This window comes from Empedobacter sp. GD03739 (genome assembly GCF_029843245.1).
GTDB lineage: Bacteria > Bacteroidota > Bacteroidia > Flavobacteriales > Weeksellaceae > Empedobacter > Empedobacter falsenii_B.
Genome location: NZ_JAOCHX010000003.1, coordinates 24314 through 40196 on the forward strand (window position 1 = coordinate 24314; position 15883 = coordinate 40196).

At 33.3% G+C, this 15883-nt stretch carries 14 protein-coding genes; 5 read left to right on the forward strand and 9 right to left on the reverse strand.

Going from position 1 to position 15883, the window contains the following annotated elements; translation table 11 throughout:
* Positions 1 to 121: 121 nt before the first annotated feature.
* Both groES and groL read left to right on the forward strand, forming a co-directional pair.
* Positions 122 to 400, forward strand: a complete 279-nt coding sequence (groES, locus tag N5E64_RS01745; protein WP_125349629.1) for a co-chaperone GroES — start codon at positions 122 to 124, stop codon at positions 398 to 400.
* Positions 401 to 501: 101 nt separating this feature from the next.
* Positions 502 to 2127, forward strand: a complete 1626-nt coding sequence (gene groL, locus N5E64_RS01750; RefSeq protein ID WP_115001715.1) for a chaperonin GroEL — start codon at positions 502 to 504, stop codon at positions 2125 to 2127.
* 82 nt (positions 2128 to 2209) lie between these two features.
* On the opposite strand, the gene leuB is transcribed toward groL, so the two are convergent.
* From leuB to N5E64_RS01770, 4 genes are read right to left on the reverse strand one after another with little or no spacing between them, the layout of a single operon-like run.
* Positions 2210 to 3334, reverse strand: coding sequence for a 3-isopropylmalate dehydrogenase (gene leuB / locus N5E64_RS01755; protein ID WP_125349631.1), 1125 nt, complete (start codon positions 3332 to 3334; stop codon positions 2210 to 2212).
* Positions 3321 to 3923, reverse strand: a complete 603-nt coding sequence (gene leuD, locus N5E64_RS01760) for a 3-isopropylmalate dehydratase small subunit (RefSeq protein WP_125349632.1) — start codon at positions 3921 to 3923, stop codon at positions 3321 to 3323. Before leuD ends, leuB begins: the two co-directional genes overlap by 14 nt.
* Before the next feature lie 12 nt (positions 3924 to 3935).
* Positions 3936 to 5321: a 3-isopropylmalate dehydratase large subunit gene (gene leuC / locus N5E64_RS01765; protein WP_280035424.1), complete on the reverse strand. Its 1386-nt coding sequence runs from the start codon at positions 5319 to 5321 to the stop codon at positions 3936 to 3938.
* Positions 5318 to 6493 carry a 2-isopropylmalate synthase gene (locus N5E64_RS01770; protein ID WP_221855341.1) on the reverse strand — a complete coding sequence of 392 codons (1176 nt, stop codon included), beginning with the start codon at positions 6491 to 6493 and terminating at the stop codon, positions 5318 to 5320. Before N5E64_RS01770 ends, leuC begins: the two co-directional genes overlap by 4 nt.
* Before the next feature lie 148 nt (positions 6494 to 6641).
* On the opposite strand from N5E64_RS01770, the gene N5E64_RS01775 reads away from it, so the two are divergent.
* The 3 genes from N5E64_RS01775 to mqo all read left to right on the forward strand — a co-directional run bounded on the left by N5E64_RS01775 (position 6642) and on the right by mqo (position 10273).
* Positions 6642 to 8123 carry a hypothetical protein gene (locus N5E64_RS01775; protein WP_280035425.1) on the forward strand — a complete coding sequence of 494 codons (1482 nt, stop codon included), beginning with the start codon at positions 6642 to 6644 and terminating at the stop codon, positions 8121 to 8123.
* A gap of 60 nt (positions 8124 to 8183) precedes the next feature.
* Complete coding sequence (locus tag N5E64_RS01780) at positions 8184 to 8543, forward strand: RDD family protein (protein ID WP_115001726.1); 360 nt, start codon at positions 8184 to 8186, stop codon at positions 8541 to 8543.
* Positions 8544 to 8797: 254 nt separating this feature from the next.
* Positions 8798 to 10273 (forward strand): malate dehydrogenase (quinone), encoded by a 1476-nt coding sequence (gene mqo, locus N5E64_RS01785; RefSeq protein ID WP_115001727.1) that lies wholly within the window; start codon positions 8798 to 8800, stop codon positions 10271 to 10273.
* Between the two features lie 128 nt (positions 10274 to 10401).
* Here mqo and N5E64_RS01790 read toward each other — a convergent pair whose 3' ends face one another.
* The 5 genes from N5E64_RS01790 to N5E64_RS01810 form a co-directional block, all read right to left on the reverse strand.
* Entirely contained in the window at positions 10402 to 10932 is a 531-nt protein-coding gene (locus N5E64_RS01790) for a septal ring lytic transglycosylase RlpA family protein (RefSeq protein ID WP_125349637.1), read from the reverse strand.
* 323 nt (positions 10933 to 11255) lie between these two features.
* On the reverse strand, positions 11256 to 11708 hold the full coding sequence (locus tag N5E64_RS01795; RefSeq protein ID WP_125349638.1) for a GatB/YqeY domain-containing protein: 453 nt from the start codon (positions 11706 to 11708) through the stop codon (positions 11256 to 11258).
* Between the two features lie 101 nt (positions 11709 to 11809).
* Entirely contained in the window at positions 11810 to 13654 is a 1845-nt protein-coding gene (gene ftsZ, locus N5E64_RS01800) for a cell division protein FtsZ (protein ID WP_125349666.1), read from the reverse strand.
* A 55-nt stretch (positions 13655 to 13709) separates the two neighbouring features.
* The gene (gene ftsA, locus N5E64_RS01805) at positions 13710 to 15164 is read right to left on the reverse strand and encodes a cell division protein FtsA (protein ID WP_219034378.1); all 1455 of its coding nucleotides are present in this window, start codon (positions 15162 to 15164) and stop codon (positions 13710 to 13712) included.
* Positions 15151 to 15882 (reverse strand): cell division protein FtsQ/DivIB, encoded by a 732-nt coding sequence (locus N5E64_RS01810; RefSeq protein ID WP_280035426.1) that lies wholly within the window; start codon positions 15880 to 15882, stop codon positions 15151 to 15153. The genes ftsA and N5E64_RS01810 overlap by 14 nt, the downstream gene beginning before the upstream one ends.
* Between the last annotated feature and the right edge of the window lies 1 nt (position 15883).

Here is a 15883-nt window from a genome sequence, read left to right on the forward strand (position 1 = left end):
CATACAACTTGGCATTTTTGTTTTAAGGAGTGAAATTAACTTATCCATAATGGCAGAAATTGTGTGTTGGCACGTTTTTCGTTTATTTAAAACCATCAATTATTAAAATAAAAATACAAATATGTCACAATTAAACATTAAACCATTAGCAGATCGAGTGGTTATTGAGCCTGCTCCTGCAGAAACTAAAACAGCATCAGGAATTATTATCCCAGATTCAGCAAAAGAGAAACCTCAAGAAGGAATCGTTGTAGCAGTTGGTAATGGTAAAAAAGATGAACCAATAACTGTTGCAATTGGAGACAAAGTTCTTTACGGAAAATATTCAGGAACTGAATTAAAATTAGAAGGAAAGGACTATTTAATCATGCGTGAAGCTGATATTTTGGCAATCATCTAAATTTAGTTGTAATTAGTAAAATGTATTAAGTACAAAGTAACTTATTTTTTAATTTTTAATCATATTCGACTTAAGACTTAAGACAACAAAACTTATAAAAAATGGCAAAAGATATTAAATTCGATATTGAATCAAGAGACGCTTTAAAAAGAGGTGTTGATGCATTAGCAAATGCAGTTAAAGTAACATTAGGACCAAAAGGTCGTAACGTAGTTTTAGAAAAATCTTTCGGTGCTCCACATGTAACAAAAGACGGAGTTTCTGTAGCAAAAGAAATCGAATTGGAAGATCCAATCGAAAACTTAGGTGCACAAATGGTGAAAGAAGTTGCTTCTAAAACAAACGACGTTGCAGGTGATGGTACTACAACTGCTACAGTTTTAGCTCAAGCTATCGTTCGCGAAGGTTTGAAAAACGTTGCTGCAGGTGCAAACCCAATGGACTTAAAACGTGGTATTGACAAAGCTGTTGCTGGAATTGTTGCTAACTTAAGAGAGCAATCTCAAGAAGTTGGTGATTCATCAGAAAAAATTAAACAAGTTGCATCTATCTCTGCAAATAACGATGATACTATTGGATCATTAATCGCAGAAGCTTTTTCTAAAGTTGGAAAAGAAGGAGTAATTACTGTTGAAGAAGCAAAAGGAACAGAAACTTACGTTGACGTTGTAGAGGGAATGCAATTCGATCGTGGATATCAATCTCCTTACTTCGTTACAAACGCAGATAAAATGATTGCTGAATTAGAGAATCCTTACATCTTATTATGTGAGAAAAAAATCTCTAACTTACAAGAAATCTTACCTTTATTAGAACCAGTTGCTCAATCAGGACGTCCATTCTTAATTATTTCTGAAGAAGTTGAAGGTCAAGCTTTAGCTACTTTAGTAGTGAACCGTTTAAGAGGATCTTTAAAAATTGCTGCTGTTAAAGCACCAGGATTCGGAGATCGTAGAAAAGCAATGTTACAAGATATCGCTATCTTAACAGGAGGTACTGTTATCTCAGAAGAGCAAGGAATTACGTTAGAAACTGCTACTTTAGAAATGTTAGGTACTGCTGAAAGAGTAGTTATCGACAAAGACAATACAACTATTGTTAACGGAGCTGGTGATGCAGAACAAATCAAATCTCGTGTTAACCAAATTAAAGCGCAAGTAGAAACAACTACTTCTGACTATGACCGCGAAAAATTACAAGAGCGTTTAGCTAAATTAGCTGGAGGTGTTGCTGTATTATACGTTGGTGCTGCTTCTGAAGTTGAGATGAAAGAAATCAAAGACCGTGTTGATGATGCTTTACACGCAACTCGCGCAGCTGTAGAAGAAGGTATCGTTGCTGGTGGTGGTGTTGCTTTTGTTAGAGCTTTATCTAACTTAACAATTGATACTACAAATGCTGACGAAGCGACAGGTGTTAAAATAGTAACGCGTGCAGTTGAAGAACCATTACGCCAAATCGTTCACAACGCTGGTGGTGAAGGTTCTGTAGTTGTTGCAAAAGTAAAAGAAGGAAATGGAGATTTCGGATACAATGCAAAAACTGACGAATATGTAAACATGATCGAGGCTGGAGTTATTGATCCAACTAAAGTCGCTCGTGTTGCATTAGAAAACGCTGCTTCTGTTGCAGGTATGTTAATTACTACTGAGGCGGTTGTTACAGAAATTAAAAAAGATGAGCCAGCTATGCCACCAATGGGAGGCGGAATGCCAGGAATGATGTAATCATCAACTCATAAAAATATACAATAGAAAAAGCCATTCAGAACTCTGAATGGCTTTTTCATTAAGTCATAAATAATAAAAACTATATAATCGTCGATTTCCCCATCAATACATTTTCAAAATTAAAATATGAATGATGATCATGATCGCTCAATAATATCTTCGCAATATAATTTGCCACAACAGATGTCGAATAATCACTCGTTTCATCTAAATCTGAAGTTACAATCAAATTATTAATCGCATTTTCCACCGCATTCTCAATTGCTTTTGCACCTTCTTCTAATCCCAAATAACGCAACATCATTGCAGCACTCAAAATAGAAGCCATAGGATTTGCAATTCCTTTTCCTTTTGCTTGTGGATACGAACCATGAATTGGTTCGAACAATGCATTTTCTGTCCCAATAGAAGCCGAAGGCAACAACCCTATACTTCCTCCAATTACACTTCCTTCATCCGAAATAATATCACCAAACATGTTCTCCGTTAATATCACATCAAATTGTTTTGGATTGATGATTAATTGCATCGCCGCATTATCAACAAACAAGAAATCTAACTCAACTTCTGGATATTCTTGGCTAATATCCATTGCAACTTTTCGCCATAAACGAGACGTGTCCAACACATTTGCCTTGTCTACCAACGTTACTTTTTTGCGGCGTTTCATTGCTTCCTGAAAAGCTAAATGTGTAATTTGCTCAATGTCTTTTCTGTTGTACGAACACGTATCATACGCATGCGAACCATCTTGCGCCGTAAATTTTTCTCCGAAATAAATTCCGTTAATCAACTCGCGAAAAATAACCATATCCGTTCCTTCGATGTGCGAACGTTTCAATGGACTTTTCCCCAACAAAGATTCGTAAGCCTTGATTGGACGGATATTTGCAAATAAACCAAGTTCCTTTCTCAGCTTTAACAAACCTTGTTCGGGACGAACTTTTGCGTTCGGATTATTATCATATTTTGGATCTCCAATAGAACCAAACAAAACCGCATCTGCATCTTTACATAATTGCAACGTCGTATCTGGCAAAGGATTTCCCGTTTCGTCAATCGCAATTGCACCAATCAAAGCTTCCTCAAATTCGAAATCATATTTAAAAAGTTGTTCTACGACTTTCAGAACTTTTATTGTTTCCGAAACGACTTCTGATCCTATTCCATCGCCAGAAAGTACTGCAATTTTATGCGTTTTCATGTTGTAAAGATTTATGGTTTTGTTCGTAAGTTTCTATTTTATCTTTTTGACTGATTAAAAAATCAATGTCATCATATCCATTTAATAAACAGATTTTTTTATAAGAATCAACATCAAAGTTGATGGTTTGATCTTGAATTTTTAAGATTTGATTTTCTAAATTAACTTCAAATTCAGTTGAAGAATTTTGATCGATGATTTCAAAGATTTGATTTAAAATTTCATCTGAAACAACGATTGGTAAAATTCCGTTATTCAATGCGTTTCCTTTAAAGATATCTGCAAAATAACTACTAATCACTACATCAAACCCATAATCTTTAATTGCCCAAGCGGCGTGTTCTCGGCTACTTCCACAACCAAAATTTTTGCCTGCAACTAATATTTTTCCAGCATATTTTGAATCATTCAGCGGGAAATCTTCAATTGATTGATTATCTTGATTAAATCGCCAATCTCTGAACAAATTATCTCCAAAACCTTCTCTACTAATCGCTTTCAAGAAACGAGCTGGAATAATTTGATCGGTATCTATATTTTCTATTTTAATCGGAACAGCCGATGATTTTAGTTGATTGATTGAATCCATTTTGAATAAATTTTAATTGATATCAACAATTTTTCCGTGAATTGCAGCAGCAGCAGCAATCAAAGGACTTGCTAATAATGTACGAGAATTTGGACCTTGACGACCTTCAAAATTTCTATTCGAAGTCGATACACAATATTTTCCTTCTGGAACTTTATCGTCGTTCATTGCCAAACAAGCCGAACAACCTGGTTCGCGCAATTTGAATCCAGAAGCTTCAAAAATTTTATCCAAACCCTCTTCTATCGCTTGTTTTTCTACTTGTTTCGATCCTGGAACAATCCACGCTGTTACATTTTCATTGCGCTGTTTTCCTTTTACATAATTTGCCACTTCACGCAAATCTTCGATTCTCGCATTGGTACAACTTCCGATAAACACATAATCAATTGGATGATTGATAATCGATTGATTATCTTGGAATCCCATATATTTCAACGCTTTTTCAAACGATTCTTTTTCATTATCGCTTAATGAATCTTTTGATGGAATGATATCTTTCACCGAAATTCCCATTCCTGGATTCGTACCAAACGTAATCATTGGATAAATATCCGCAGCGTCAAATTCTATTTCTTCATCAAAAATTGCATCAGTATCACTTGGTAAAGTTTTCCAATATGCTACTTTTTGCTCCCAATCTTCTCCTTTCGGTGCAAATGGTTTATCTTTTAAATAAGCAAAAGTTGTTTCATCTGGTGCAATCATTCCACCACGAGCGCCCATTTCTATCGACATATTACAAACTGTCATTCGACCTTCCATCGACATATTCTCGAAAACATCTCCTGCATATTCACAGAAAAAACCTGTTCCTGCATTTGTTCCAACTTTAGAAATGATATACAAAATCACATCTTTTGGTTGAACATTTGGATTCAGTTTTCCATTAACTGTAATTCGCATCGATTTTGGTTTATTCATCAACAAACATTGACTAGCAAAAACCTGTGCAACTTGACTTGTTCCAATTCCGAAAGCAATTGCTCCAAAAGCTCCATGCGTAGATGTGTGACTATCGCCACAAACCATGCTCATTCCTGGTTGCGTAACACCCAATTCTGGCGCAATAATGTGAACAATTCCTTGATACGGATGACCTAAACCATAAAAAGTAATATTATTTTTTTCGCAATTAATCGCTAATTGCTCTAATTGTTGTTTTGATAATGGATCTCGAACTGGCTTATCTTGATTAATCGTTGGTACATTGTGATCCGCAGTTGCAACAATTTGATTTGGTCGAAAAATTGGAATATTTCTCGCTTCTAATTCTGCAAAAGCTTGTGGACTTGTTACTTCGTGAATTAAATGTTTATCAATATAAATCACTTGTGGTCCATTTTCTACTTGGCTGACAACATGGGCATCCCACACTTTATCGAATAATGTTCTCATGCGAATTTTCTCTGTGATGTTTGATTAAACTGATGCATTAATCCAAGTAAATCTTCACGAACAACTTCTTTCTTCAAATCTGCAATTTCTAAAAATTGTTCATATAAAATATCTAATTCATTTTTAGATGTATCGAAACCGATATCTTTTAGACGATAAGCTAACGCCGAACGCCCGCTACGAGCTGTCAAAATAATAGAGGATTCATTAACTCCAACATCTGCTGGATTGATAATTTCGTATGTTTCACGGTTTTTAATCACACCATCTTGATGAATTCCAGAACTGTGCGCAAAAGCATTCGATCCTACAATTGCTTTGTTTGGTTGAACCATCATTCCCATTGTTTCAGAAGTTAATTGACTTAATTCTGTTAACATTTGAGCATTGATATCTGTATAAAAATTCAATTCTTTGTGTTGTCTAAAAATCATCACGATTTCTTCCAAGGCCGTATTACCAGCACGCTCACCAATTCCATTAATTGTACATTCTATTTGGCGTGCTCCATTTATAGCTCCTGCAACTGCATTCGCTGTCGCTAAACCTAAATCGTTATGATTGTGGCAAGAAATAATCACATTATCAATTCCTTGAACATGATCTTTTAAATATTTAATTTTATTTCCATACTCAAAAGGCAAACAATAACCCGTTGTGTCTGGAATATTAAGAACCGTCGCACCAGCTTTTATCACTTCTTCACAAACTTGAGCAAGAAAAGCATTATCCGTTCTTCCTGCATCTTCAGCATAAAACTCAACATCATCTACAAATGTTTTTGCATATGCAACCGCTTCAACTGCACGTTCGATAATCGCTTCACGATTCGAATTAAATTTGTGAATAATATGAGAATCCGAAGTTCCAATTCCGGTATGAATTCTTGGTTTTACGGCATATTGTAAAGCTTTAGCTGCAGATTCTATATCTTTTTTGTTTGCACGAGTTAAACCACAAACTGTGGCATTTTTCACTAATTTTGAAATTGCATTTACGGCTTCGAAATCTCCAGGACTTGAAATTGGAAAACCAGCCTCGATAATATCAACGCCTAATTCGTCCAATCGAGCCGCAATTTCTAACTTCTGTTTTTTGTTTAACTTACACCCCGGCACTTGCTCTCCATCTCTCAGTGTCGTATCAAAAATTTGAATCTTCTCAGCACTCATTGCAATTAGTTTTGTTTGTTATTGTGATGTAAAATTAAAATTGTACTAACTTTAAATTTTCAAATTGAAAAGTGTTTTACAATTCTTAAAGCTAAAATATTTATCATAATCATTTTATTTTCAATACATTATATATAATTTAATTACAATGTCAAATCATAACAAAGACGCACTATTTAGTTTAATAAAGTCACTTAATCGTTCCGAAAAACGTCAATTCAAACTTTATGTAAATCGTCTGCAAATTAATGCAGATGCAAAATTTTTGTTATTATTTGAAGCATTGGATAAGTTGGAAGAATATGATGAAACGGCTATTTTGAAGAAAAAAATTACCACGAAACAACAATTATCTAATCTAAAAGCGCATTTGTACAAACAAATTTTGTTTAGCTTGAGAATGAATCCTTCGCAACAAAATTCGCGTATGCAAATACGTGAACAGTTTGATTTTGCTACGATTTTGTATCAAAAAGGCTTACACAAACAAAGTCTAAAAATGTTGGACAAAGCCAAAACTCAAGCCTTAGATTTTGACGAAAAAGCCATTGCTTATGATATTTTAGAACTCGAAAAAATTATCGAATCACAATTCATTACACGAAGTATTTCTGGTCGTGCAGATCAGTTGATTGAACAATCGGAGGAATTGAGTTTACAGAATTTACAAGCAAGTAAATTGTCTAATTTATCGCTAAAATTGTATAGTATTTTGCTCGAGAATGGATACGCAAAAGATGATGATGAAATTCAAAAAATTCAGAATTTCTTTGATTCGGAAACAAAAAATATCGATTTTAAGAAATTAAAATTCAAAGAGAAACTGTGGTTTTACAAAGCAAATGTTTGGTTGTCGATGTTAACGCAAAACCTACACTCTGCCTATGAATTTTCGAAAAAATGGGTTGAATTATTTTACGAGAAAAAAGAACGAATTCTTAGTCATCCAGTTTGGTTTATTAAAGGAAATAGCTATTTATTAAAGATCTTATACCTGAAAAAAAATTCTGAAGAATTTAAATTTTGGTTTGATAAATTAGAATCTGTTTACGAGATTTTGCCTCAAAATGATAATGTGGAAGCGCTTTGGTTTATCAATAAATTTAATAGTAAACTGAATTATTTTTTCATTAATCCAAAAGAAAATATTAGCCCTTTTTTAATTAAAGATATTTTGCGCGAAATAAAATTGCATCAACATAAAATCGATAACCACCATATTTTAGTGCTTTATCTAAAAATAGCTGCGTATTATTTTCTGAATAAAGATTGGGATAATTCCTTTGATTATTGTCAAAAAATTATCAATAGTGAATCTACAATTCAAGAAGATTTACATTTTTACACCTTGGTTTTGATTATGATGAATTTATATGATTCTGGCAACGATCAAGAATTGGATATGTATTCGTACAAAACGCATCAATTCTGTAAAAAGATGAAAAATAGTAACATTATTACACGAAAAATTAGTTTATTTTTTATTGAATTAAATGATTTGTATCCTCATGAAAAAGTTAAAGCTTTCAGAGAATTAGATGATTTCTTGAAAGATTCGGACAATGAAAATTTGTTGCGTAGAAATACCAATTATATCAACCTTAGACGTTGGATGGAAGATAAAATTTAATAATAATTCCACTAAAATTATCATTTATCATATATTTACAACTAATTAACACTAAACATTATGTATCAAGATTACAAAGTTGGCGAACACAAAACCAATCAAGGTTTGAGATTAGCAAATTATTTAATAGATGGCATAGTATACTTGATATGTACATTTATTATTGGATTGATATTAGGTGTAGTAGCAGTAATGATGAATTTCCAATTACCTGAAAGCAATTTGATTTATAATATTATAGCAGCAATTGTTTTAGTTTTTTATTACTTTCTGATAGAATCTATCACAAAAGGACGTTCTATTGGCAAATTAGTTACCGGAACAAAAGTTGTGATGATAGATGGTTCTACACCTACCACGAAAGATTATTTTATGAGAAGTCTTTGTAGAATAATTCCTTTTAAGTTTTATCTTTTTTAGGAGAAAATGGTTGGCACGATAAGATTTCTAAAACTACAGTTGTCAATAAAAAAGCTTTTGAATTAGATTTATCACAAGCAGACAACATCGAAAGTATCGGAAAAACAGAGTTTGAATAATTTTCTATAAAATAAAATCTATTCAAATTATCTCAAAACAATAATTTATGTAAAAAATCATTGTTTTTTCTGCGTATTATTTCGCAAAAAAGGCTATTTATTAATACCTTTGCAACGTAAATATATTTTTGAGAAATGGAAAAACAACCTCAAGAGGTAGTGTTAGTTGGTGCTGGTATCATGAGTGCTACTTTAAGCATACTTCTTAAAAAAATAAATCCGGCTATTAAGATTTCTGTTTTCGAAAAATTAGATAAGATTGGATTTGAAAGTTCTGATGCTTTCAATAATGCAGGTACTGGTCACTCTGCTTTTTGCGAATTGAATTATACGCCAATGGACAAAAATGGAGTGGTTAATATTGATAAAGCAATTAATATTGCAAAACAATTTGAAACTTCTAAAGAGTTTTGGTCTTACTTAGTCGAAAATAATTACGTTTCTTCTCCCGAAAAATTCTTACGTCCTACTCCACACATGTCTTTTGTTTGGGGCGATGACGATGTAAATTTCTTGAAAAAACGTTACGAAAAATTATCTCAACATCCTTTATTTAAGGATATGGAATATTCTGATGATGTTTCTAAAATCAAAGAATGGGCTCCATTAATTGTTGATGGTAGAAAAGGTAATGAAAAAGTCGCGGCAACGCATATGAACTTGGGAACTGATGTGAATTTTGGTGAATTAACGCGTCAAATTTTCAAAGGTTTACAAGACAAAAAAGAAATTACGTTAGAAACTGAACACGAAGTAAAAGACTTAACTCGTCTTAGCAACGGAAAATGGGCAGTTAAAGTAAAAGATTTAAAATCTGGAAATAACAAAGCACTTAATGCTGATTTCGTATTTATTGGTGCAGGTGGAGGAGCAATTTTATTGTTGCAAAAATCTGGAATTCCAGAATCGAAAAAATTTGGTGGTTTTCCAGTTGGTGGACAATGGTTAATTTGTCAAAACGAAGAAGTCATCAAAAAACATCATGCAAAAGTATATGGAAAAGCAAAAATTGGTGCACCACCAATGTCTGTTCCTCACTTAGATACACGTGTTATTGATGGAAAACAATCTTTATTATTTGGACCATTTGCAACATTCTCAACAAAATTCTTAAAATACGGATCTAATTGTGATTTATTCAAATCTGTAAACTTAGGAAACGTAGGATTTTTGATGAATTGTGGTTTAAACAATATCGATTTAACAAAATACTTGGTAGAACAAGTGATGTTGTCTAAAGCGAAAAAAGTAGAAGAATTACAAGAATATTTCCCAGAAGCGAAATTAGACGATTGGTTCGAACAAACTGCTGGACAACGTGTTCAAGTAATCGAAAAACAAGATGGAAAAGGAGTTTTAAAATTTGGTACAGAAATCGTAACATCTCAAGATGGAACAATGTCTGCCTTATTAGGAGCTTCTCCAGGAGCATCTACATCTGTTAGTGCAATGTTGAACTTGATGAAACAATGTTTCCCAGACTTGATGAAAAACAACTGGAACGAAGCAATCAAAGAAATGATCCCTTCTTACGGTGAAGATTTAGCACAAGCTGAATTAGTTGAAGCATCAAGAGCCCGTACAACTAAAGTGCTTAAAATTTTAGATTAAGATTTTCTTACATCATATAATTATAAATCCTGATATTCATTTGTCAGGATTTTTTTTGCACGAAACTTAAGAGCATAAAAAAAGGTTTGAGAATAAATTCTCAAACCTTTTAATTTTTTCTGAACATCTTAGTCTTTCTTGTCTTCGCTTTTGATAATTTCGTATTCAACTTGCATCACTCCTGTATTGGTGTGACCAATTTCGCTGAATGCAGCTTGACTTAAGTCTAAAACTCTAGATTTAGCGTATGGACCTCTGTCGTTGATTTCTACAACTACAGATTTACCATTTCTGATATTCGTAACTTTTACTTTCGTACCAAATGGTAAAGACTTATGGGCAGCTGTTAGTTCGTGTTTGTCATACGTTTCACCACTAGCTGTCTTGCGTCCGTGGAATTTGTCTCCATACCAAGAAACAACTCCTGTCGAGATTTTTCGAGCACTATTCTCGATAAGTTCTCCAACCAACTTTTCATCTTCAACTGATAATGTATCTTTTTTGATGGTATCATTATCAATATCGTTACTAAATCTTTTCTCAGAAGCTGGCATAATAATTGTGTCATTATTACCAGAATCCTTAAAAATTTTACCATCAGCATTTGCTATTGGAAAAATCATTAACATTGCTATAAACGCTGTAATGCTTTTCGTCATCCTTTAGATATTTCTGATTTACTTTGCAAATTTAAGGGTATAAACAGCTTCTTATTTAGAATTATTCTAATCAATTGATTTTTAATTCTAAAATCTCTTGTGCTTTGCGAATTTAGATGCCTACAGCGATTTGTTAATTTAATGTTAAAATAAAACTATAATCCTAATTTTTTTGGGAATTATTTATTTAAATCGGATATACTATTGATTATCAACAAATAATAGTTTTGTATAATTTGAAGAAATTTATCTAATAAAGAAATAAAAAAGGTAAAGTTTATAATACTTTACCTTTTCTTAATTTTTAAATCTTTAAAAATCAATTATAAACTAGCTAAAATGTCTTTTACTTTAGCTGAAATTAATTTCCCTTCCGCTTTACCAGCTAATTTAGATGAAGCAGCTCCCATTACTTTTCCCATATCTTTTGGAGAAGTAGCGCCAACCTCTGCAACAATTTCTGTAATTGCAGCTGTTAATTCTTCGTCTGATAATTGAGCAGGTAAAAATTGTTGAATAACTTCTGCTTGTGCCAATTCTTTTTCAGCTAATTCAGCACGTCCATTTGCTTCGAATTGTTCAGCAGCTTCTTTACGTTGTTTTACTAATTTTTGTAATAAAGCAATTTCTTGATCTTCTGATAATTCTCCGTTAGCACCTGATGTTTTTGCTAATAATAATTCAGATTTTACAGCTCTTAAAGCTTCTAAAGCAACAGTATTTTTAGCTTTCATCGCTTCTTTTAACTGTGCCATTATTTGAGTTTCTAAATTCATTTGTTTTGCTTTTAGACTACAAATTTAAGACAAAAAAAGGCTCATCGCAAAAGCAATGAACCTTTTCTATAATAAGAATATTTTTTACGAGTGATCGTTTATTAATCTACGTTATCGTGTAGAAAATTGTTTGGACGAATTTGCGTTTCGTTGTTACGATTAGTTCCTACAGAAAAATCAGAAGATTGATTATCATTACGATCAGACAAATTCAATCCTTGACGTTTGTAAGCAGGAATTGCTTCGTATTCGTCTACTTGAGAATTTGTCATCGTGTTGTTGAATTTAAAATTAAATTGTTTCAAACGATTTCTTCTTTCTTCAATCATACTATTCAATTCAGGATCATTTGATTGCTCAATTGGTTGACTAAATGGATCTATAGCAACTTGTAATTCTTCAGCTTGTGGAGCAACAGAATGAGCTACATTAGATTGAACTGGCTCTACATTTCCATATCCTTCGTTCTTTGGAGCTTGATATCCAGCATAATTATTTTGAGGATAGTTTGACTGCTCTGAAGCTACAGGATTAGAATATGAATTATATGTTTGATTATTATTTACATTATTCGTTGGTTCTTGCGGACGATTAAAATCTGATTTCAAACGTGGTTCGAAATCATCATAAGAACGTCTCTCTTGCACTGGCTCATCATCAATATCATCTAAAACATAACGCTTTGGAGAATTATTTTCTTCGAAAGATTCTTCTGGCGTATTGTGATAAGTTTGTTGTTGAAAACTTTGGTTAATATCTGCTTGACGATAATTATTTTGAGGAGCCTCTGGCGTTTGATTTTGTTGAGGCGTTTGTGGTGCTTGCTGAGAAGCATTAGAACGACCAAAATCTAACGTCATTGGTTTTACACGATTCACAAAAGGTTGCTCAACTGATAACGTTTTATTAATTGGTTGTTCTTCCTCTAATGTATGTACAATTTTTTGTTCCTCTTTTCCTGTATACGCCTGATCTTCTGTAGGAAAACCAGTTGCTACAACAGTTACAGAGATAGAATCTCCTAAATCTAAGTCTTCACCAATACCCATGATAATATTTGCACTATTACCAGCTTCTTGTTGAATGTAATCATTGATGATACCGATTTCATCCATTGTAATTTCGTTATTACCAGATAAAATCAATAACAATACGTTACGTGCACCTGTAATTTTGTTGTTGTTTAACAATGGAGAATCTAAAGCAGAAGAAATTGCGTCTTTCGCTTTGTTTTCACCAGAACCTTGCGCAGATCCCATGATTGCTGTACCAGAATTTTTAAGTACTGTACGCGCATCACGTAAATCGATGTTCATTGCATAGTGTTGAGTAATAACTTCTGCAATTCCTTTAGCTGCTGTTGTTAAAACCTCATCAGCTTTCGAGAAACCATTTTTGAAACCTAAGTTTCCGTATAATTCACGTAATTTATCATTGTTGATAACAATTAATGAATCGACGTTTTGTCTTAATTTTTCGATACCTTTTTCGGCTTGTTCCAACCTCATTCTTCCTTCGAAAAAGAATGGCGCTGTAACAATCCCAACTGTTAAGATATCCATTTCTTTTGCAATACCAGCAATTACTGGTGCTGCTCCGGTTCCTGTACCACCACCCATTCCGGCAGTAATAAATACCATTTTAGTACCCTCGTCTAAAACAGCTTTTACATCATCCATACTTTCGATAGCAGATTGCTCTCCTACCTCAGGATTTGCTCCAGCTCCTAAACCTTCTGTTATTGCTTGTCCTAATTGAATTCTTGTTGGTACTGGACTATTTGCTAATGCTTGAGAGTCCGTATTACAAATTACAAATTCTACACCTGCAATTCCTTGTTCAAACATGTAGTTTACGGCATTACTACCTCCACCACCTACTCCGATTACTTTGATAGCTTGAGATCTGCTCTTTGGTAAGTTGAACACAATATCTCCTGTTAACATATCACTCATATTCTTCTTATTAAATTGGTTCGTAATTTATTCTAGTTTATTCTTATTATTCAGTTTCGTTGATCATTTGGATAAATTTATCCGTCCATTTCGAAAAGAAATTTTTCTTTTCTGGTTTAGATTTAGCTTCTTTCTTTTCACCAATTTCTTGATCCAAAAATTCGTCAACTATTTCTTCTCTTTTTGGTTTTTGGATTACCGATTCCTCCTCTACTATAACTTCTGCTTTTGCAGTTTTTTTGTGCTGAGTTGGTTGAATTCCAATTTCTAATTCTTCTTGGTTATTTAAGTTATTAATTACTGGTTTTTCATAAATTTCGTGCTGATAATTCGCCGCTAATTCTTCTAAACCTTTCATCAATAAACCTACAGATGTTGCATATTCTGGACCACTAATTTCTTCTGCTTTAGCACCAACAATATGTTCGTTAGAGTATCCAATTCTTACATCCATTCCTGTTACATATTCTGTTAACTGACGAATGTGTTTCAATTTAGATCCACCACCTGTTAAAACGATTCCTGCAATCAATTTTTTGTTTTGATCTTCGCAACCATAATTTTTCAATTCCAAATATACTTGTTCCAAAATCTCCTGCACACGTGCATGAATAATTTGTGACAATCTTTTTAATGATATTTCTTTTGCTTCGCGTCCTTTTAAACCAGGAATCGATACAATTTCAGTTTCTTTATTTTCTCCTGGCCAAGCAGAACCAAATTTTTCTTTTAAAGCTTCGGCTTGCTTACCAATGATAGAACATCCAACTTTGATGTCTTCTGTAATCACATTTCCTCCAAACGGAATAACAGATGTGTGACGAATAATATTATCCTTGAAAATTGCAATATCCGTTGTTCCACCACCTATATCAATCAATGCAACACCAGCTTCTTTTTCTTCTTCGCTAAGCGCAGCACTAGACGATGCAATTGGTTCTAAAGTAATACTTGCCAAACGTAAACCAGCAGCTTTTACACAACGTGCAATATTTCGGATAGATGATACTTGTCCTACAACCACATGGAAATTAGCCTCTAAACGACTTCCGTACATTCCGATTGGTTCGCGGATTTCACCTTCGTTATCAACCTTAAATTCTTGAGGAAGAACATGGATAATTTCTTCTCCAGGTAACATGACCAATTTGTAAACTTGATTTGTTAATAACTTTAAATCATTATCATCAATCACGTCTTCTGAATTGGTACGAGTAATGTAATCGCTATGTTGTAAACTACGAATATGTTGTCCGGCAATACCAACAGTAACATCAGTAATTTTGACACCAGATGACCTTTCAGCCTTATCAATTGCTTCTTTTATCGAGTTGATGGTTTGTGTAATATTATTCACAACACCTCTGTGTACACCCAAGCTTTTTGCTTGTCCGTGTCCAAGAATCTCAATTTTTCCGTTTTCATTTTTTCGTCCGACAAGCGCTACAATCTTTGTAGTCCCTATGTCTAAGCCAACTGCAATCTTACTATTGTTCTCCATTTTTTATTCGTTTGGTTGCTACAACTTGGTTTACAAATTTCAAGCTCAATTTTTCATAATCTTCAGTTCCTATAAAATCAATGTATTGATTATAGAATAATTTTAGATTATGTAACTTCTGTTCAAAGTTGTTTAAAGTTCCTAATTCTATATAATAGTTTCCTGTGTTTACAATTAAATTAAAAGAACGTTGTCCCACTTTTTGAATGGCTATGATGTGATTTTTTAATAAATCGTCTGCTTTCAAAGCTTGAACAAATTTACTCAAATCCTCATATTCATTCGGTTTTACATCACCAGAAACTAAGATTACATCTGCTGAATTTAATTTAGATAAAGGCATTTTTCCGCCTTTTGTTGTCAAATAAAATTCATTTTTCAGCGTCTTTATTCTTGCTACTGCTGAGTTTGCTTTTATGTCAAGTCGTAAATGTCCGTTGATATCTTTACTTACTTGTACAGAATCTACAAAAGGACTCTCACTTACTTTTTGTTCGATTTCCTTAACATTCACATCTCGTAGAGATTGTTTCAGAATGTCTTTTCCATCTTTGTTGATAATTTCTCTTATCGATTCATCATTAATAAAATAATTATCAACTGGCTGAACAAACGCCACGTCAATTTTATTCACTGTACGCGAAGCATTCTTAATTACCGTAAAACTAATCAAACCGATTAGCAAGGCAACTCCAAAAATCACTTTTATGATTTTCAAT

What these genes read in the sequence shown, in the direction of transcription:
- groES (WP_125349629.1), top strand. Translation starts at nt 122, where the DNA reads ATGTCACAATTAAACATTAAACCATTAGCAGATCGAGTGGTTATTGAG.
- groL (WP_115001715.1), top strand. Translation starts at nt 502, where the DNA reads ATGGCAAAAGATATTAAATTCGATATTGAATCAAGAGACGCTTTAAAA.
- leuB (WP_125349631.1), bottom strand. Translation starts at nt 3,334, where the DNA reads ATGAAAACGCATAAAATTGCAGTACTTTCTGGCGATGGAATAGGATCA.
- leuD (WP_125349632.1), bottom strand. Translation starts at nt 3,923, where the DNA reads ATGGATTCAATCAATCAACTAAAATCATCGGCTGTTCCGATTAAAATA.
- leuC (WP_280035424.1), bottom strand. Translation starts at nt 5,321, where the DNA reads ATGAGAACATTATTCGATAAAGTGTGGGATGCCCATGTTGTCAGCCAA.
- N5E64_RS01770 (WP_221855341.1), bottom strand. Translation starts at nt 6,493, where the DNA reads ATGAGTGCTGAGAAGATTCAAATTTTTGATACGACACTGAGAGATGGA.
- N5E64_RS01775 (WP_280035425.1), top strand. Translation starts at nt 6,642, where the DNA reads ATGTCAAATCATAACAAAGACGCACTATTTAGTTTAATAAAGTCACTT.
- N5E64_RS01780 (WP_115001726.1), top strand. Translation starts at nt 8,184, where the DNA reads ATGTATCAAGATTACAAAGTTGGCGAACACAAAACCAATCAAGGTTTG.
- mqo (WP_115001727.1), top strand. Translation starts at nt 8,798, where the DNA reads ATGGAAAAACAACCTCAAGAGGTAGTGTTAGTTGGTGCTGGTATCATG.
- N5E64_RS01790 (WP_125349637.1), bottom strand. Translation starts at nt 10,932, where the DNA reads ATGACGAAAAGCATTACAGCGTTTATAGCAATGTTAATGATTTTTCCA.
- N5E64_RS01795 (WP_125349638.1), bottom strand. Translation starts at nt 11,708, where the DNA reads ATGAATTTAGAAACTCAAATAATGGCACAGTTAAAAGAAGCGATGAAA.
- ftsZ (WP_125349666.1), bottom strand. Translation starts at nt 13,654, where the DNA reads ATGTTAACAGGAGATATTGTGTTCAACTTACCAAAGAGCAGATCTCAA.
- ftsA (WP_219034378.1), bottom strand. Translation starts at nt 15,164, where the DNA reads ATGGAGAACAATAGTAAGATTGCAGTTGGCTTAGACATAGGGACTACA.